Annotated in this window: 17 protein-coding genes; 5 read left to right on the top strand and 12 right to left on the bottom strand. The window is 68.6% G+C overall.

Going from position 1 to position 17,007, the window contains the following annotated elements; translation table 11 throughout:
- Window positions 1-15: 15 nt before the first annotated feature.
- A complete protein-coding gene (locus JG616_RS03535) occupies window positions 16-1,245 on the top strand; it encodes an efflux RND transporter periplasmic adaptor subunit (RefSeq protein WP_199391689.1) in 1,230 nt (409 codons plus the stop codon).
- Window positions 1,242-4,310 carry an efflux RND transporter permease subunit gene (locus tag JG616_RS03530; RefSeq protein WP_199391688.1) on the top strand — a complete coding sequence of 1,023 codons (3,069 nt, stop codon included), beginning with the start codon at window positions 1,242-1,244 and terminating at the stop codon, window positions 4,308-4,310. The genes JG616_RS03535 and JG616_RS03530 overlap by 4 nt, the downstream gene beginning before the upstream one ends.
- A 355-nt stretch (window positions 4,311-4,665) precedes the next feature.
- On the opposite strand, the gene JG616_RS03525 is transcribed toward JG616_RS03530, so the two are convergent.
- From JG616_RS03525 to JG616_RS03490, 8 genes are all read right to left on the bottom strand, one after another.
- Window positions 4,666-5,289: a hypothetical protein gene (locus JG616_RS03525; RefSeq protein ID WP_199391687.1), complete on the bottom strand. Its 624-nt coding sequence runs from the start codon at window positions 5,287-5,289 to the stop codon at window positions 4,666-4,668.
- Between the two features lie 271 nt (window positions 5,290-5,560).
- The gene (locus tag JG616_RS03520; RefSeq protein ID WP_199391686.1) at window positions 5,561-7,390 is read right to left on the bottom strand and encodes a DUF2075 domain-containing protein; all 1,830 of its coding nucleotides are present in this window, start codon (window positions 7,388-7,390) and stop codon (window positions 5,561-5,563) included.
- 28 nt (window positions 7,391-7,418) lie between these two features.
- The gene (locus JG616_RS03515) at window positions 7,419-7,769 is read right to left on the bottom strand and encodes a nucleotide pyrophosphohydrolase (protein WP_199391685.1); all 351 of its coding nucleotides are present in this window, start codon (window positions 7,767-7,769) and stop codon (window positions 7,419-7,421) included.
- 159 nt (window positions 7,770-7,928) lie between these two features.
- The gene (locus JG616_RS03510) at window positions 7,929-8,588 is read right to left on the bottom strand and encodes a hypothetical protein (RefSeq protein WP_343224982.1); all 660 of its coding nucleotides are present in this window, start codon (window positions 8,586-8,588) and stop codon (window positions 7,929-7,931) included.
- A 185-nt stretch (window positions 8,589-8,773) separates the two neighbouring features.
- Window positions 8,774-9,043 carry a hypothetical protein gene (locus JG616_RS03505; RefSeq protein ID WP_199361029.1) on the bottom strand — a complete coding sequence of 90 codons (270 nt, stop codon included), beginning with the start codon at window positions 9,041-9,043 and terminating at the stop codon, window positions 8,774-8,776.
- 115 nt (window positions 9,044-9,158) lie between these two features.
- Entirely contained in the window at window positions 9,159-9,587 is a 429-nt protein-coding gene (locus JG616_RS03500) for a DUF6691 family protein (protein ID WP_199361031.1), read from the bottom strand.
- Complete coding sequence (locus tag JG616_RS03495; protein WP_199361033.1) at window positions 9,584-10,009, bottom strand: YeeE/YedE thiosulfate transporter family protein; 426 nt, start codon at window positions 10,007-10,009, stop codon at window positions 9,584-9,586. The genes JG616_RS03500 and JG616_RS03495 overlap by 4 nt, the downstream gene beginning before the upstream one ends.
- The gene (locus JG616_RS03490; RefSeq protein WP_199391684.1) at window positions 10,006-10,878 is read right to left on the bottom strand and encodes an MBL fold metallo-hydrolase; all 873 of its coding nucleotides are present in this window, start codon (window positions 10,876-10,878) and stop codon (window positions 10,006-10,008) included. The genes JG616_RS03495 and JG616_RS03490 overlap by 4 nt, the downstream gene beginning before the upstream one ends.
- A gap of 76 nt (window positions 10,879-10,954) precedes the next feature.
- On the opposite strand from JG616_RS03490, the gene JG616_RS03485 reads away from it, so the two are divergent.
- The 3 genes from JG616_RS03485 (at window position 10,955) to JG616_RS13595 (ending at window position 12,309) form a co-directional block, all read left to right on the top strand.
- Complete coding sequence (locus tag JG616_RS03485) at window positions 10,955-11,302, top strand: metalloregulator ArsR/SmtB family transcription factor (RefSeq protein WP_199361038.1); 348 nt, start codon at window positions 10,955-10,957, stop codon at window positions 11,300-11,302.
- Between the two features lie 35 nt (window positions 11,303-11,337).
- Window positions 11,338-11,919, top strand: a complete 582-nt coding sequence (locus JG616_RS03480) for a sulfur transferase domain-containing protein (RefSeq protein ID WP_199391683.1) — start codon at window positions 11,338-11,340, stop codon at window positions 11,917-11,919.
- A gap of 75 nt (window positions 11,920-11,994) precedes the next feature.
- A complete protein-coding gene (locus tag JG616_RS13595) occupies window positions 11,995-12,309 on the top strand; it encodes a hypothetical protein (RefSeq protein WP_234446591.1) in 315 nt (104 codons plus the stop codon).
- Between the two features lie 109 nt (window positions 12,310-12,418).
- On the opposite strand, the gene JG616_RS03470 is transcribed toward JG616_RS13595, so the two are convergent.
- The 4 genes from JG616_RS03470 to JG616_RS03455 are packed head-to-tail and all read right to left on the bottom strand — an operon-like array spanning window position 12,419 to window position 16,999.
- The gene (locus JG616_RS03470; RefSeq protein WP_235972946.1) at window positions 12,419-13,543 is read right to left on the bottom strand and encodes a zinc-dependent alcohol dehydrogenase family protein; all 1,125 of its coding nucleotides are present in this window, start codon (window positions 13,541-13,543) and stop codon (window positions 12,419-12,421) included.
- A gap of 5 nt (window positions 13,544-13,548) precedes the next feature.
- On the bottom strand, window positions 13,549-13,980 hold the full coding sequence (locus JG616_RS03465) for a thioesterase family protein (RefSeq protein WP_199391681.1): 432 nt from the start codon (window positions 13,978-13,980) through the stop codon (window positions 13,549-13,551).
- Complete coding sequence (locus tag JG616_RS03460; protein ID WP_199361045.1) at window positions 13,977-15,359, bottom strand: hypothetical protein; 1,383 nt, start codon at window positions 15,357-15,359, stop codon at window positions 13,977-13,979. Before JG616_RS03460 ends, JG616_RS03465 begins: the two co-directional genes overlap by 4 nt.
- Complete coding sequence (locus JG616_RS03455; protein WP_199361047.1) at window positions 15,356-16,999, bottom strand: long-chain-fatty-acid--CoA ligase; 1,644 nt, start codon at window positions 16,997-16,999, stop codon at window positions 15,356-15,358. Before JG616_RS03455 ends, JG616_RS03460 begins: the two co-directional genes overlap by 4 nt.
- Window positions 17,000-17,007 lie beyond the last annotated feature (8 nt).

The raw sequence follows: 17,007 nt of genomic DNA, 5'->3' as shown, positions 1-17,007 counted from the left end.
TACGAGTCCGTGACGATGCTCCTTCCTTCCCGACTGCTGGCGGCTTCCGGTGTCCTGGCGTTCGCGCTCGCGCTGGCGGGCTGCGGCAGGGACGAAACCCCTGAGCCGGTGCCGAGCCTTGCCGTGATGCTGGCGACGCCGGAGCAGCGCGAGGTCACCCGTGACGTGGTGGCCTCCGGCGCCGTCGCCGCCTGGGAAGAGGTTTCGGTGGGCGTGGAGCTCTCCGGCCTGCGCGTGGCCAGCGTCGAGGTGGAGGTCGGCAGCGTGGTGGCCGCGGGCGACGTGCTGCTGCGCGTGGACGACCGCACGCTGGCCTCGCAGCTGGCCCAGTCGGACGCGCAGGTGCGCGAGGCGCAGACGAACCTGGAGACCGCGCGGCGCAAGGCCGCGCGCATCCGCGAGCTGGCCAATTCGCAGATGGTGGCGCTGCAGGACGCCGAGGAAGCCGAAGCCGCGCGCGCGAACGCCGAGGCGCGCCTCAACACCGCCGTCGCCAGCCGCGACGCGGCGCGCGTGCAGCGCGACTTCACCGTGGTGCGCGCGCCCGTTGCCGGCGTGGTCTCGGCGCGCAGCGTGCAGCCGGGGCAGGTGGTCGGCGCGGGCGCCGAGCTGCTGCGCCTGATCCGCGACGGCCGCCTGGAGTGGCGCGCGGAGCTGGCCGAGGGCGACCTGCTGCGCGTGGACGTCGGCATGCCGGTGCGGGTGGAGACGGCGGGCGGCGGCGTGGTCGAGGGTACGGTGCGCACGGTGTCGCCCGGACTGGACGCCCAGAACCGCACCGGCACCGTCTACGTGGACCTGCCGGATCCGGGTGGCCTGCGCGCCGGCATGTTCGCGCAGGGCCGGCTGGCGCTGGGCCGGGCGCAGGCGCTGCTGATCCCGGGCGAAGCGGTGGTGCGGCGCGACGGGCGCGCCTATGTCTTCACCGTGGACGACGAGGGTCGGGTGCGCGAGCGCAGCGTGGTGACGGGCGGCGCGCACGGCGATCTGGTCGAGATCCGTGACGGCCTGGCACAGGGCGACCGCGTCGTCGCACGCGGCGCGGGTTTCCTGGGCGATGGCGACCTGGTGCGCGTGGTCGAAAGCGCCGAGGCGGCCGACGCGGAAAACGCCGCAAACGCCGCAAACGCCGCCGATGCCGCCAACGGTCCGGCTGCGCCGGCCACCGCCGACAGTGCGCCTTCCGGCGCAGGCACGACTCGCGAGCCCACCGCAGAGGCCGCGACCGGGACCGTCGCCGAATGAATTTCTCCGCCTTCTCGATCCACCGGCCGCTGCCGGCGATCCTGGTCTTCATCCTGCTGACCGCGGCGGGCCTGCTGGCCTTCAACCGGCTCGCCGTCTCCCAGTTCCCCGACCTCACCGTGCCGGTGGTCAATGTCACGGTGATGCTCCCGGGCGCCAGCCCCAGCACGCTGGAAACCCAGGTCACGCGCAAGGTCGAGGACGCGACCGCCAGCATCCCGAACCTCCGCAACACCGCATCGATCGTCAACGAGGGCGTGTCGACCACCGTCCTGACCTTCGAGATCGAGAAGGACGGTACGCTGGCCAAGGACGAGGTGCGCGACGCCATCGACCGCGTGCGCATCGACCTGCCGGCGGATGTGGAGCCGCCGATCGTCTCGCTGGTCAACGTCACCGGCGGCGACATGCTCACCTATGCCGTCACCGCCGACGGCTGGAGCGACGAGGAACTCAGCTGGTTCATTGACGACACCGTGTCCAAGCGCCTGTTCGCGGTGCCCGGCGTGGGCACGGTGCGGCGCATCGGCGGCGTGGACCGCGAGATCCGCGTCGCCCTGCGGCCCGAGGCCGTGCAGGGCTTCGGCGTGAGTCCGGCGCTGATCAGCCAGCAGCTCGCGCGCATCCAGCAGGAGCAGCCGGGTGGCCGCACCACCGTGGGCGGCAGCGAGCAGGCGGTGCGCACGCTCGGCACCGTGGAGAACGCCGCCGATCTTGCCAACTTCCCGATCTCGATGCCCGACGGCCGCAGCGTGCGCCTGTCGACGCTGGCCACCGTGAGCGACGGCAACGCCACCGTCAGCCAGCGCACCACGCTCGACGGCCGCCCGGTGATCGGCTTCGCCGTGCAGCGCACCACCGGCACCAGCGAGGTCGACGTCGGCAACGCCGTGCGAGACAGCGTTGCGAAGCTGCAGCAGGAGCAGCCGCGCGTGCGCGTGGTGGAGGTGGCCTCCACCACCCAGGTGGCCGAGAACTCGTTCGAATCCTCGATGCACATGCTCTACGAGGGCGCCGCGCTCGCCGTGCTGGTGGTGTTCCTGTTCCTGCGCGACTTCCGCGCCACCTTCATCAGCGCCATCGCGCTGCCGCTGTCGATCATCCCGACCTTCGCGGTGATGTATTGGCTCGGCTTCAGCCTCAACATGATCACCCTGCTGGCGCTGGCCGTGGTGGTGGGCATCCTGGTGGACGATGCGATCGTGGAGGTGGAGAACATCGACCGTCACCTGCGCATGGGGAAATCCCCGAAACAGGCCGCGCTCGAGGCCGCCGACGAGATCGGCCTGGCGGTGATCGCGACCTCGTGCACCCTGGCGGCCGTGTTCATCCCCGTGGCTTTCATGCCCGGCATCCCCGGCAAGTTCTTCCGCGAGTTCGGCTGGACCGCCGCCGCCGCGGTGATGTTCTCGCTGCTGGTCGCGCGCCTGATCACGCCGATGATGGCGGCGTACATGCTGAAGCCCATGCCCGAGCACAAGGGCGACTCGAAGCTGATGCAGTGGTACCTGGGCTTCGTCGACAACTCGCTGAAGCACCGCAACCGCACGCTGCTGATCGCGCTGGCGATCTTCATCGGCTCGCTGGCCCTGCTGCCGCTGCTGAAGGTCACCTTCATCCCGCCCACCGACGGCATCCAGAGCAACGTGCTGATCGAGCTGCCGCCCGGCACCGCGCTCACCACCACCGAGGAAGTGGCCGAGACCGCGCGCCAGCGCATCGCCGACATCCCCGAGATCGAGCACGTGTTCGTGACCGCCGGCAGCAACTCCGGCGCCAATGGCCCGGCCGGCGACCTCACCAGCGCCGAGCTGCGCAAGGCCACGCTCACCATCCGCTGGACCGACGGCCGCGACCTCACCCAGTACGAACTGGAATCGGTGGTGCGTGAGCGCCTCGCCGATCTTCCCGGCGTGCGCCTGAGCTTCCAGGGCGGCGAGCCCGGCCGCGCGCTGCAGCTGGTGCTGGCCGGCGACGACCCGGTGAAGCTGGCCACCGCCGCCCGCGACGTGGAGCGCGAGATCCGCCAGCTGCCCGGGCTCGGCACCGTCGGCTCATCGGCCTCGCTGGTGCGCCCTGAAGTGATCGTGCGCCCGGACCCAGCGCGCGCCGCGGACCTGGGCGTCTCCACCGCCGACATTGCAGCCGCCACCCGCGTCGCCACCCGCGGCGACTACGAACAGTTCCTCGCCAAGCTCAACCTGCCCGAACGCCAGGTGCCGATCCGCGTGCAGCTGGACGAACGCGCGCTGTCGGACCCGTCACTGCTCGGCCAGCTGCGCGTGCCCACCGCCACCGGCGGCAGCGTGCCGCTGTCGTCCGTGGCCGAGATCACCACCGCCAGCGGCCCCTCGCAGATCGACCGCTTCGACCGCCGCCGCAACGTCACGATCACCGTGGACCTCAACGGCATGGCCATGGGCGAAGTGGAAGGGCAGATCAACGCGCTGCCTTCGATCAACAGCCTGCCCCCCGGCGTCGAACGCCAGGCCGCCGGCGACAGTGAGATCTTCGCCGAGATGTTCGGCGGCTTCGCCATGGCCATGGTGGCCGGCATCTTCTGCGTCTACGGCGTGCTGCTGCTGCTGTTCAACCACGCCAGCCAGCCGATCACCATCCTGGTGGCCGTGCCGCTGGCCGCGGGCGGCGCGTTCGGCGCGCTGCTGATCACCGGCCTGGATATCTCGCTGTCGGTGCTGATCGGCCTGATCCTGCTGATCGGCATCGCGGTGAAGAACTCGATCCTCCTGGTGGACTACGCGGTCATGGCCGAAGAGAAGGGCATGAGCCGGCACGAGGCGTTGATGGATGCGTGCCACAAGCGCGCGCGCCCGGTGATCATGACCACGATGGCGATGGGCGCGGGCATGATGCCGATCGCGCTGGGGCTGACGGCGGATGCGAGCTTCAGGATGCCGATGGCGGTGGCGGTGATCGGCGGGTTGATCACGTCGACGGTGCTGAGCCTGGTTGTGGTGCCGGCGGCGTTTACGCTCGTCGATGATGCCGAGGCGTGGGTGGTTTCGAAGCTGCGACGGGGGGCAGGGAGCGCCGCCGCAGGCTAGGCTCATGAGGTCCTCTTTCGGCCAAGAGCGGACACCGTTGCGCTAGTACTTATCGCAACTTCCGAATAACAGATCGAACATCCCAGCAGTTTCAGGTGAGTCAACTTCGACGGTCACCACAGTAAAGAAAAGGTCGCGTTCAACATTCGCCCACAAGCCACGCGCCTCTGCGAAGCCCAATATGGCTTCAACTAAATTATTGGCTGAATGGTCTTCTAGAACTTCGTAAAAGTGGAACTTTGGGTAGACCGTTGCCAAAAGCTCACCTGATCACACCTCGTGCACGATCTAGCGCCAGTGCAAAACTCTTCGCGTTGCTAGCCGATTCGTGCGACATAGTGAAAGAGACCAGTCGTTATGTGTACGCAAGCCCCCAGTCAAGCTGGAAGAAGACATCGAAAACTCTGTCTTTGGGCGTCTTGTCTGGACTGATCGTGTCCCCGAACTTGGGCTTGAAGCCTTCCGGCGCACTCTGCGCGAAGAAACTTTGGGGATAGATAGAGTAGCGCGTCTCTGCCAAGGCTATGGCTAGTCGCTTGTAGGTCAGCTTCCTGCTGAGCGCCGAGCTGTCCACCAGTTCTTCCAACTTTGGCGAGGAATAGCTGCGTGAGTAAACGCGATCCCAATCGGGACGAGTTGTTTCGCTATAGGTCGCCGGGGCCAGTGCGGCAACTGGTGCAAAGAGGGAAAAAAGAAAAACCAACCCGGAGTAGGTTGTAGTAGTCTCCTCGCTCTTGAAGCCAGGCCCTACCACCCCCTCTGCTGGACAGTAAGTATAGACCTCGACGAAGCTTGCCCCGGGCTTGCCACTACCTTCATCAACGCCTAGCCCGAGCACAGAGCCTCCTGCGATCGACTTTGCACGTTTAGCAAAAGAAGCGGTGTACTGATATGCCAAGTCCTCGTTGAAGCCATCGATTGGTTGCCAGTCAGCGATTAGCGATAGGTCTTTCGGGACAAGCGTTGTGGGATCAGACATTTCGAATTCGAGGTGCCGGTTGCCGGTTGCTGTCAACCTACCAAGCGCGCACGTCTACGGACAAGTGGGCGTTTAACGGGTGGCTAGCGCTAGAACCTAAAACAGCGGTTGCCCGCTGTCATCCTGCGCGTCGGCCCTGATTTTGGTATTCAGACCTGAATTCCTGCCCCGCCCAAGGCGCAAGTGCTTCCTATTGGTAGTCGCTGAACTCGGTGACCCGAACCCTAGGGCGGTGGATGTCCGCTTTGGGTCGAAAGCCGACGGGAAAGACCTAGCTTGCAACGTGGATGTAGCAGCCTTTCATTCCCCGGCTCATCAGCGTCTTGTAGGTGTTGCGGACAATGAGATCCAATCGGGAGCGAGTGGCATCGGGGTCATTCTTCAGCGCCTTCTTGAACCCGCGAACCGTGCGGTCCATCGACGAGCGCGCCTCAGGAAAGACGCTTTGCACACCATCGACCCACTGCAGGTCTGGCCCGATGATCACGCCGACATAGTCCAGCTCCAGCCCTTGGCAGGTATGGATGCAGCCAACCTCTTCCACGGAATCCGGTGCCACGATCCAGAGACTTCCGTCCTTGTCGAGGTTCCACCGCGCCCGATAGCCGAACTCCGGGATCTCGATATCCCACGCGTCCGGATTCTTCCTGCTCTTCCAGTCCCAGCAATATCCGGCGACCACGCGCGCCTTGTTGTTGAGCTTGTTTTTCTCCCGGATCAGGTCATGGAGCTCGACGGGTGAATCAACAATGCAGAAATCGAACGCGTCACGGTCGAAGTCGGTGTTGGCGCTCTCGCGGATGCCCAGGAAGTTGTCCAGCCAAGCGATGTAGCCGTCCGAGCCCCCGCAGCGGAACTGCGATGCCAGCTCCAGCCGGGTGACTTCCGCGCCCATCTCCTGCGCCCAGCGTTCGAGTTCTGCGATGCGGCCAATATCGGACAGCGTCACGATCTGGTCGTCGTCGGCGAAGAACACCGTGCAGCGGGCGCTGCGGATCAGCTCCATGATCTGGTTCTGGCCCAGGTTACCGTACAGGCCGCTCTTCTCGTTGAGGCGGTGTGCCTCATCCACGACGAGCGTGTGGAAGGTGTCGGGTGATGCTTCGTGGAAAGTGCCCGAGCCACCGAACAGGTTGCCGATCTCCACGCGGCGTAGCGTTCCAGCCAGCTTCTGTGCGTAGACCGCTCGGGGCGCAGCGTTCTTGGACACGTATTTCGTCAGCTGGCCGCGCTTGGTCAGTTCGACCAGCAGGTTCACCGCGACCACGGACTTGCCGGTCCCGGGGCCGCCCCGCACGATCACCACCTGCTTGCGCGCCTCGCTGGCCTGCTCGGCCTTGGCGAGGCAGGTCTCGTAGACCACCTTCTGGTCATCGACCAGCACGAACTCTCGGTTGCCCTTGAGCATCTTGGCGAGGCTGTCGGCCAGCATCTTCGACGGCCGGATGCGACCTTCGGCGATCTCGTACAGCAGCTTGCCGCGATCGCCCTTGCGCACGTGCTGCTTGATGAAGGCGCGCAGCTTGTCCAGCTCGCCCGCGCCATCAAGAAAGACCGGCGCTTTCTCAAGGTAAGCCGCGTAGTGCGGATGGCGGATGACGCCGTCATCCCGGTAGTTGTGCAGATAGGCGCAGGGCTTGAGCTCGGTTCCGGATTCGTACACGGCCTCGTTGAAGCCGTTGAGCAGCGCGGCGTACGACCACGCCTGGTAGCTGGGGTGCGGACCTTCGATCTCGGCCTTGCCACCGCGGTTGGCGACGATGATCCCGTCCTTCTCGCTGATGCGCGAGTTGGACCACTGCTTCAGCTCGACGATGACCAGGTGCGGCGTGTCGTCATTGGCGGCGCCGGAGATCACGAAATCGATGCGCTTGGCGGTCTGGCCGATGCCGAACTCGATGCCCACGCCGATATCGTCGGGAATGTCGCGGTCGCGCAGTACGCGGGCCATGGCCGCCAGCGAATGGCGCCACGATTCGAACTCGCCCTGCGAGACGTAACGCCCGACCTTCGCGACGAACGCGCGCTGCACCTCGTCCTCGATCTGCGCGTGATCGTTGTCGTGCAGGAATCGTTCTTTGGTTGCCTGGTAGACGATCACGACAGCCTCCCTCCGTCGTTCGCGGGGTTCAGAGTTCGGTGTATTTCCGACTCGTGCCCCTGGCCTTGTCGGCGGGATAGCGCTCGGCGTTCAACGCCAGTTTCTCGCGGGCGGCTTGCATCGGGTCGATGCCAAGCCGGTCGGAGAGCTGCAGCAGGTAGAGCAGCACGTCGGCTATTTCGTGGGCAACGGCCTGGCGGCGCGCATCGTCGAGGGTTCGGCTCTGCGCTTCAGTCAGCCACTGGAAGTGCTCCAGCACTTCCGCAGCTTCGAGGGAGAGAGAGACGGCCAGGTTCTTTGGCGAATGGAACTGGCCCCAGTCGCGCTCGTCGGCGAAGCGGCGCAGCGCGGCCTGCAGTTCCTCGATGTCCTGGCTCACCCATGCCTTCCCGGACTGTGCGTGCGCCCGAGTATAGGTTGGATCCGCGCCATCAGACCGAATGCAGGTTGCGGGGCAGGGGGCTGCCGCTTCAGGCTCACGCAGCGTGGAAGGAACCGGAACGACCGACAGTGGCCACGTACCGCCCCCGGGCGACAGTCACTGCCCGGCGGATCGGCCGCGCTTGCCGGCCCCGGTTGCCGTGGTGGTTGGACTCTGCGAAAACTCCGGGAAGGTCTCCCCGATCGGATCCTCATCCGGCAGCACATAGAACACCCCACCCCGCTCGAAAGTCGGGCGGACGACCTGCTCATAGAACTCGGGCGAGACGTTGATGCAGCCGTGGGTGACGCGGTTGTCATCCGGCGTCGGCGACGCCAGCCGTTCGGCGCGCTTCTCGGCCGGGACGCCGGTCGCGGTCGGATGGATCGAGACCGCGGACTCGTAGTCCACCCACAGCACGCGGCCGGCGTCGATCGACGGGCCGTAGCCGCCGACGAAGCGGCCGGCGGGAGTCGTGCGATCGCGGCCGGGAATCTCGCGCAGCGCGAGGCCGGCGATGCCGGGGGCCGTGTGGTCGCCGACCGCCGAGCCGAACAGCCCGGGTGCGGCTCCGCGAAGGCGGCCGTCGCCGCCGAATACCAGGATCTGCGCGGCGGCCTTGTCGATCACGGCGAACGGATAGCCCTGGCTGTCCTTGGACGCGACCACCCAGCCCGCGAGGTCGATCACCGTGCTCGACACGTCCTGTCCCGGTGGAAGCTGGTCAGCGGCGGCGACCGCCGGATCTGCGGCAACGGCATCCTGGGCCAGTGTCACGCCAGTGAAGCCTGCGGATGCCAGTGCCAGGGCCAGGACGACCTGGGCGGTCCGGATCGGAAGGGGGTGAGGGTTACGGATGGGATCGGCCCTGGAAACGGAAACAGTCAATACAACAGCACCGGTGGCCAGCAGGGGCCACGGGCAGGGACAGGCCGCTGGGCGCGACCTGTCCCGGCGCGCACTCAGCCGCGCGGCACGCGGCGCGGCGAGGCTTCCAGCTGCTGGACGCGACCTTCGATCTGGTCCAGACGCTGATTGGCCCGCTGCGCGCCCTGGTTGGCGGATTCGGCGCTCTGGGCCGCACCCTGCACCTGCGTATCGAGGCGGTCGAGGCGCGAGTTGATGCCTGCGAACTCGTCGTCATAGGTTGCGCATGCGGAGAGGCCGACGGCGGCAACCATCGCCACGCCGAGGGTCCGCGCCATCACACAATGTTTCCTGGTCGGGAACATGGCAATCCTCCTTACGTTTGGGGGGTCGAATATAGCCCCGTTTATTCCTGCACCCGGTGACGCCTTCAGCTGGCATTCGCTTACGTGGACGCAGCGTGAAGGCGCGGGTGCGTGCCTACCGGGACGGAGCTTCGCGGCTGAGCACCCGCTGCATCACGATGCCCGCGACCATCGCGGGCACGAACCAGAGGGCCTCGATTGAAGCCACGCCCAGGCCCGCCAGCGCAGGGCCCGGGCAGTAACCGGCCAGTCCCCAGCCGATCCCGAACAGCGCGGCCCCGGCCAGCAACCGCGCATCCACCTGACGCAGCTGCGACAGGCGGAAGTCGTCCGCGAACAGGGGGCGCCCGCGCCGCAGCACCGGTCGGAACAGCAGCAGGGTCGTCGCCACCGCGCCACCGAGCACGAACGCGAGGGTGGGGTCGAAGGCGCCGGTGACATCGAGAAAGCCGAGGATGCGCCGCGCATCGGTCATGCCCGACATCGCGAGCCCCACACCGAACAGCGCACCGGATGCGAACGCCGCAGCGACGAATCGCTTCATGCCCAGCCTCCCGCGTGGCGCACCACCCATGTGGTCGCCACCGCCGTGGCCATGAAGGTGAGCACCGCCACCAGCGAGCGCAGCGACAGCCGGCCCAGCCCGCACACTCCGTGCCCGCTGGTGCAGCCGTTGCCGAGGCTGGTGCCGAAGCCCACCAGCAGGCCCGCAGCCACCAGCAGCAGTGGCGGGAATCCTTCGCGCGGGGTCGCGATGCCCGGCAACAGCGCAATCGACGCGCCGCCCGCCAGGACCAGACCGGCGAGGAAGGCGACTCGCCACGCCACCTCCCCGTGCCGCGGGAACACCACGCCTGCGAGGATGCCGCTGACGCCGGCAACACGGCCGTTGAGCCACAGCAGCAGCGTGGCGGCCAGTCCGATCAGCACGCCGCCTGCGAGCGCCATCAGCCAGGTCGTACTCATATGTCCTTGCCGATGCGGTTCAGCGGCAGCCGCAGGTAGCGCACGCCATCAGCGTCTGGTGGCGGCAGGTCGCCCCCGCGGATGTTGACCTGCAGCGAGGGCAGGATGAGCTTCGGCGCCGCCAGTCCCGCGTCGCGCTCGTTGCGCATGCGGACGAAGGCCGCCTCACCGACGTCGCCGGCCAGGTGCACGTTGCGCTCGCGCTGGGCCGCGATGGAGGTTTCCGCGCGCGCGTCGCGGCCGTCCGGCGGATAGTCGTGGCAGAGGAACACGCGGGTGTCGTCCGGCAGTTCGAACAGGCGGCGGATCGAGCGGTACAGCGTGGCCGCATCACCGCCAGGGAAGTCGGCGCGCGCGGTGCCGGTGTCGGGCGCGAACACGGTGTCGCCGACGAAGGCGGCATCGCCGATGACGTAGGTCAGGCTGTCGTCGGTATGGCCCGGGGTGGCGATGACGCGAGCCGGGAGCTCGCCGATGGAGAAGGTGTCGCCATCGGCGAACAACCGGTCGAACTGGCGGCCGTCCACTGCGAACGCGTCTTCCAGGCCGAACACCGCCTTGAAGCGTGCCTGCACGCCGGTGATGCCCCGGCCGATGGCAACGCGGGCGCCGGTCTCGGCACGGAGCCAGGCGGCGGCGGAGAGGTGGTCGGCATGCGCATGGGTCTCGAGGATCCACTCCACGTCCAGCTGGTGCGCGCGCACGAACTCGAGCAGCCGCTGCGCCGAGTCGAGCGACGTGCGAGCGGTGGCCGCGTCGTAATCCAGCACCGGGTCGACGATTGCTGCGCGGCCTCCGTCGCGGTCGTAGGCCACGTGCGAAAACGTGGACGTGGCTTGGTCGTAGAAGCTTTCCACCTGCGGATCCATCGTGGGCTTCCCATGTTGTTTAGCAAGCGCTAAAGTAGGGGCGCTTCCCCGGCCCTGTCAAGCGAGTCGCCCGCCCATGCCCACGTCCACTTCCGACCCGCCTGGTCCAGACACGCTGGCGGCCGACATGGCCGCCCACGCCGGCAAGGCGGCCGCCCTGCTGAAGGCGCTGGCCCATCCCGCCCGCCTGCTGGTGCTGTGCCAGCTGGTGGAGCGCGAGCGCACCGTGGGCGAACTGCAGCCGGCTACGGGACTTGGCGCTTCGGCGCTGTCGCAGCACCTGGCCGTGCTGCGGGACATGGCGCTGGTGCACACCCGGCGCGAAGCGCAGTGCATCCACTACTCGCTGGCCGATGGACCGGCGGTGGGTGTGCTGGAGGCGCTGCATGCCGCCTTCTGTGCCGGGGAGGTGCATGCCCGATGAGCACCGGATTCCCTGCCATGACCTCACGACGCACCATGTCGCTGATCGCCTTGGCCGCCGCGCTCTCCGCCTGCGGCACGCCCGGCGATGCGCCGCGCGCCCCCACCCACCAGGAGATGACCATGCAATCGCCCGTGCTCGATCGCTTCAAGAGCCCCGTCGCCGGATTCCGCTCCGGCGGCCGCATCGCAGCGGCCGAGGTTCCCACGCTGCGTGCCGCCGGCATCCGCCATGTCATCAATCTCGCGCCGGCTTCCGAAACGCCAGGCTTTGACGAGGCGGCCGCGGTGCGGGGGGCGGGGATGCGCTACGACACCTTGCCCATCGCCGGTGCCGGAGATCTCGACCGGGAGGCGGTGCTGGCCTTCGACCAGCTGCTGCAGGCCGCCGACGGACCCGCGCTGGTGCACTGCGGCAGCGGCAACCGCGTGGGTGCGCTGGTGGCGTTGCGCGCGGCCTGGCTGCAGGGCGCGGACGATGCGTCCGCGGTGGAGGAGGGCCGCCGCTGGGGCCTCGGCGGCCTGGAAGGTGAGGTCCGCCAGCGCATCGCGCGCGAGCGCTGCCTCGCCGATGCGGGTGATGCCGACGGCGGCCCGCGCTGTGACGCTGCGGGCTGAGGCGGCCTGGTGAAGCGAGGCCCGGCACGACACTTGCATGGGGATGCCGGTTGATCCCGTTTTCCGAGTAGCCGCATGCCACACACCGCACAGTCCACCGTCATCACCGGACCCTGGGGGACCCGGCCCCATCCGCCGGTCATCCGCACGCCCGAACGCCGCCGGTCCGTGCCAGCGAACGACTCCGCGCGGCTGTGCGAAGGCCTGGCGCCCGCACAGCTCGTCACGCTGGAAGCGCTGCAGATCTTTGGCTGGCGACTGGCGTTCGTGCGCCGGCCGCTGTTCCAGGCGCCGATCCCGGTGGTGTTCGACCAGGCGGGCACGCGCCACGTGGTGATCAACGAGGACGGCACGCTGGACGAACACCCCACGCTGAAATTGCGCGACTGATCGCGCGGTCGCTGCGGCGGCGGGGCGGCCGGTCCAAGGGCATGTGCTCGAACACGCCATCCCGGCGTACCCACGCGCACGTTCGGCCGCGGCACCGCGAAGCGCCCGCTCAGTCGAACAGCACCACCTGCCGGATCGCTTCGCCCGAGGCCAGGCGGTCGAAGCCTGCGTTGATGTCATCGAGGGCCAGGGTATGCGTGAGCAGGCGCTCCACCGGCAGCCTGCCGGCGCGGTGCAGGGCGATGTAGCGGGGAATGTCGCGTCGCGGGACGGCCGAGCCCATGTACGAGCCCTTGACCGTGCGCTCCTCGGCCACCAGGCCCACGGCCGGCACGCTGAACATGCGGTCGGGAGCAGGCAGGCCGACGGTGACGGTGCAGCCGCCGCGACGGGTGGCGGCGTAGGCGGCGGCGAGCACGCGTTCGTCGCCGGCGGTTTCGATGGCGTGGTCGACGCCGCCGCCCGTGGCCTCGCGCACCTGCGCGGCAACGTCGCCCGTGCGTGCGTCGATGCAGTGGCTGGCACCCAGTTCGCGCGCCAATGCCAGCTTGTCCGGCACCACGTCCACCGCGACCAGCGGCCAGGCCGAGCAGGCAGCTGCGCCCAGCAGGGCCGAGAGGCCCACGCCGCCGAGGCCGAACACGGCGACCGACTCGCCCGGGCGCACGCCGGCGGTGTTCACCACCGCCCCCACGCCGGTCATGACCGCACACCCGAACAGGGCGGCGATGGACGGCGGCAGGTCGGCATCGATGCGCACCGCCGAGTGCCCGGAGACGACCGCGTACTCGGCGAACCCCGAGACGCCGAGGTGGTGGTGCAGCGGTGCGTCGTCGGCATCGCGCAGGCGCGCGCCGCCGTCGAGCAGCGTCCCGGCGGCGTTGGCGGCCGCGCCGGCCTCGCACAGCACCGGGCGGCCGCAGGCGCATGGATCGCAGTGGCCGCACATCGGCACGAACGAGAACACCACCTGGTCGCCCAGGCGCAGGCCGGAGACGCCTTCGCCGAGTTCGACCACTTCGCCCGTGGCCTCGTGCCCGAGCAGCATCGGCAACGGCCGTGGCCGTGAACCGTCGATCACCGACAGGTCCGAGTGGCACAGGCCCGCCGCGCGCACGCGCACGCGCACCTCGCCACGGCCCGGTGGCTGCAGCTGCACGGTTTCGATCGCAAGCGGCCGCGAGGCGGCATACGGCGCCGTCGCGCCCGTCCGGCGCAGCACCGCGGCGCGCATCGTGGTCACGTGGCCGCCTCCATCAGCAACGGCGTGAGCGCGGTGCGGATGGCGTCGGGGATCGGCGTGCTGCGGCGGCTCTCGCGGTCGACGAACACATGCACGAACCAGCCTTCCGCCGCCAGCGCGTCCTCGCCGGAGCGGAACAGGCCGATGCCGTAGCGCACGCTGCTGTTGCCGAGCTTCTCCACGCGCAGGCCGGCATCGACGCTGCCAGGGAAGGCGATCTCGCGCAGGAAGCGGCAGTGCGATTCGGCGCACAGGCCGATCGCGGTGCCGCGGTGGATGTCCAGGCCCCCTTCGGTGATCAGGTAGGTGTTGATCACCGTGTCGAAGTAGCTGTAGTACTCGACGTTGTTGACGTGGCCGTAGACGTCGTTGTCCTTCCAGCGCGTGGGAATGGACAGGAAGTGCCGGTAGTCGGCGCGCGTGCTCATCCGTGGTCCTCCGCGGCGCCAGGCGCCGACGCGGCCGTCCGCGGTTCGCGCCCCACCAGCAGCCACCAGCAGGCCACCGCGGCGGCGAGCGCGATCCAGGGGTCGAACAGCGACAGGGCCACGCCGCCCAGCACCGCGCTGCCGCGCTCGGCATTGGTGCGCGCGATGCCCATGCCGATGTAGGCGCAGGCGAAGCCGGTGGTCACCAGGGTGATGGCGAGTGCCACGCCCAGCAGCGGCTGCAGCCCGGTCAGCAGTGGGAGCAGGAAATAGATCACCGGCAGGCCCATCATGTAATAGGAGATCAGGCCGCTGTGCAGGTCGCGCATGGCCTTGGGCCCCTGCCGCCAGCGCGACACCACGACCACGTGCACGCCTGCCCACAACGCGCCCTGGGTGGGAAAGAGCGGCGCGAAGAGGCCCGAGGCGGCATTGCGCACGGCCAGGACCAGGTGCGAGCGGCGTGCATCGATGCGGATGGGATCGTCGGGGCGCGCGGGCTGCGCGTCGCGGATCACGGCCTCGCCGGTGACCCAGTCGCCGAAGGTGATGACATAGGTCAGCAGCACCAGTGGCAGCGCGTCCACGTACATCGACAGCGGCGGCCAGCCGATCGAGAAGGGGGACATCTTCGCCAGTGCGTCGCCCACCGGTGGCAGCAGCCAGCCCCACTGCACGTCGTAGACCACTTCGCCCACCAGTGGACCGACGATGGCGGCCGCCAGGAAGCCCGGCAGCAGGCCCAGCGCGACCAGGTGGCGCAGCCACGGCATGCGGCCCTGCATCCGCTGCAGCGGCGCGGAGAACACCACCACCAGGCAGATCGCGCAGGCCAGCAGGATCGACACCGGCTGCTGCTCAAGGAAGCGCGGCGCATCGGTCACGAACACCTGGCGGAACGCCGCAAGCGCGGAGCCGATCAGGATGGTGGCGCGCAGCGTCGGCGGCAGCCACGCCATCAGGCGTGGTCCGGCGCGGGTGATACCGAGCACGAATACCAGCAGCGCGAACGACAGCGACAGGGCGGTCATCGCCTGGAAGCGCAGTTCCGGCGTCTCATAACGTGCCAGCACGAAGGCCAGCACCAGCGGCAGCGCCGGCGTGATCCAGCCCGGCGCATAGGGATCGCCGAACACCCACAGCGAGATCACGATCAGGGTGCTGACCAGCAGCGAGGTGGCGATGCCTTCCTCGAACGACATGCCGAAATAGCCCATCAGGATCGGCACCAGGGCCAGGCCGGTCGCGGTCGCGACCAGCAGCCCTTGGGCGACTTCCGGCCAGTGCGGACGTGTGTGCAGGAAGGGCAGGCGGAAGGTGAACGGCCCCCAGCGCCAGCCGGTGCTTTCCACCACCGGTGGCTGGGGCGCGCCGGTCACGACGGCCGCCCGTCTTCGGCTTCCTGCAGTGCGCGCCACTGCACCTTCCCGGTCGCGCTGCGCGGCAGCGCCGTGCGGAACTCCACCTCGTGCGGCACCTTGTAGGCGGCCATGTGGCCGCGTGCCCACTCGATGATGTCGTCGGGGGTCACCTGGTGGTCTTCGCGCAGCACGATCACGGCCTTGGCGCTTTCGCCCCGGTGCTGGTCACGCATGCCGATCACGCAGGCCTCCTGCACCGCCGGGTGCCCGTAGAGCAGGGTTTCGACCTCCGCCGGCCAGATCTTGTAGCCGGACGCGTTGATCATGCGCTTGAGCCGGTCGACCATGAAGAAGTAGCCCTCACCGTCCACGTAGGCCAGGTCGCCGGTGCGCAGGAAGCGCTTGCCGTCGATCTCGACGAAGGTCTGCGGGTCGTTGGCGGGGCGGCCGTGGTAGCCCAGCATCACCTGCGGGCCGTGGCTGACGATTTCGCCCACCTCGCCCGCGGGCAGTTCCTCGAACGTCAGCGGATCGACCACGCGCGAATCCACGTCGAAGATCGGCAGGCCAAGGCACTGCGCCTTGGGCCGGTGCACGGGATTGAGGTGGGTCGGCGCCATGGTTTCCGATAGCCCATAGCCTTCCACGTAGTCGATGCCCCAGAGCTGGCGGATGCGCTCGGCCACCGCCTTGGGCATGGCTGCACCGCCGCCGGTGAGGATGCGCATCGAGGACAGGTCGAAGGCGGACAGGTCCTGGTGCAGGAAATCCATCAGCATGGTCGGGATCGCGGTCCACGAGCCGCAGCGGTAGCGCTCGATCAGCCTCGCCGCGCAGGCCTTGTCCCAGCGCGTCATCACCACGATGGTGTTGCCGCGCCAGACCGGCGTGGTCACGCCGTTCTGCAGGCCGGTGACATGGAACATGGGCAGGCAGGCCAGCACCACCGTGTCCTTGGGCGCGAAGCACCACTCCGGGCCCGCCACCGTGGTGTGCATCACCGTGCGGTGCGCGTGCAGGCAGCCCTTGGGATGGCCGGTGGTGCCCGAGGTGTAGGGCATCACGGCGAGGTCGTCGGGCCTGGCCAGGTGCGGCGAGGGCGTCAGTTGCTCGTCCAGTGCGTCCTGCCAGGCGACTGCGCCATCGAAGTGCTCGCGCGCGAAGGTGACGACCTCGGGCAGGGGCAGGTCGGTGTCGGCGTCGATGTAGTCGGAGTAGGTCGCGACCACGACGTGGTCGAGCAGTTCGCCGCGCAGCGGCAGCAGCTCGGGGGTGAGTTCCTGCGCCACCAGCGCGGTGCGCGCGCCGCTGTCGCGGACGATGTGTCGCACTTCCTCGAGCCGATTCATGCTGTTGACCGGCACCACCACCGCGTCGGCGCGCAGGATGGCGTGGAAGGCGATGACGAACTGCGGGCAGTTCTGCATGAACAGCGCGACGCGGTCGCCGCGCGCCACGCCGCAGCGCTGCTGCAGGTAGCCCGCGAGCGCGTTGACCTGCGCATCGAGCGTGGCGTAGTCCAGCGGCTGGCCGTAGTAGATGGTCGCCGGCCGTTGCGGATAGCGCCGTGCGCTGACGGCGAGGTTGTCGTACAGCGAGGTCTGCGGCAGCTCGAGGTGGTGGGGCAGGCCGGGCGGCCAGTGCGGGGAACGTTGCATGGTCGGCT

The sequence above is a fragment of the Luteimonas sp. MC1895 genome (assembly GCF_016457215.1).
Taxonomy (GTDB): domain Bacteria; phylum Pseudomonadota; class Gammaproteobacteria; order Xanthomonadales; family Xanthomonadaceae; genus Luteimonas.
Note: the sequence above shows the minus strand (reverse complement) of the source record. Positions and strands in the feature narration are given on the sequence as shown.

Excerpts from the sequence above, each read along its gene's own strand:
- JG616_RS03525 (WP_199391687.1), bottom strand. The coding sequence starts at position 5,289 with ATGTCTGATCCCACAACGCTTGTCCCGAAAGACCTATCGCTAATCGCT.
- JG616_RS03485 (WP_199361038.1), top strand. The coding sequence starts at position 10,955 with ATGCCCACGTCCACTTCCGACCCGCCTGGTCCAGACACGCTGGCGGCC.
- JG616_RS03490 (WP_199391684.1), bottom strand. The coding sequence starts at position 10,878 with ATGGATCCGCAGGTGGAAAGCTTCTACGACCAAGCCACGTCCACGTTT.
- JG616_RS03535 (WP_199391689.1), top strand. The coding sequence starts at position 16 with ATGCTCCTTCCTTCCCGACTGCTGGCGGCTTCCGGTGTCCTGGCGTTC.
- JG616_RS03530 (WP_199391688.1), top strand. The coding sequence starts at position 1,242 with ATGAATTTCTCCGCCTTCTCGATCCACCGGCCGCTGCCGGCGATCCTG.
- JG616_RS03470 (WP_235972946.1), bottom strand. The coding sequence starts at position 13,543 with ATGCGCGCCGCGGTGCTGCGCCGGACGGGCGCGACGGCGCCGTATGCC.
- JG616_RS03495 (WP_199361033.1), bottom strand. The coding sequence starts at position 10,009 with ATGAGTACGACCTGGCTGATGGCGCTCGCAGGCGGCGTGCTGATCGGA.
- JG616_RS03500 (WP_199361031.1), bottom strand. The coding sequence starts at position 9,587 with ATGAAGCGATTCGTCGCTGCGGCGTTCGCATCCGGTGCGCTGTTCGGT.
- JG616_RS03455 (WP_199361047.1), bottom strand. The coding sequence starts at position 16,999 with ATGCAACGTTCCCCGCACTGGCCGCCCGGCCTGCCCCACCACCTCGAG.
- JG616_RS03480 (WP_199391683.1), top strand. The coding sequence starts at position 11,338 with ATGTCGCTGATCGCCTTGGCCGCCGCGCTCTCCGCCTGCGGCACGCCC.
- JG616_RS03505 (WP_199361029.1), bottom strand. The coding sequence starts at position 9,043 with ATGTTCCCGACCAGGAAACATTGTGTGATGGCGCGGACCCTCGGCGTG.
- JG616_RS03465 (WP_199391681.1), bottom strand. The coding sequence starts at position 13,980 with ATGAGCACGCGCGCCGACTACCGGCACTTCCTGTCCATTCCCACGCGC.
- JG616_RS13595 (WP_234446591.1), top strand. The coding sequence starts at position 11,995 with ATGCCACACACCGCACAGTCCACCGTCATCACCGGACCCTGGGGGACC.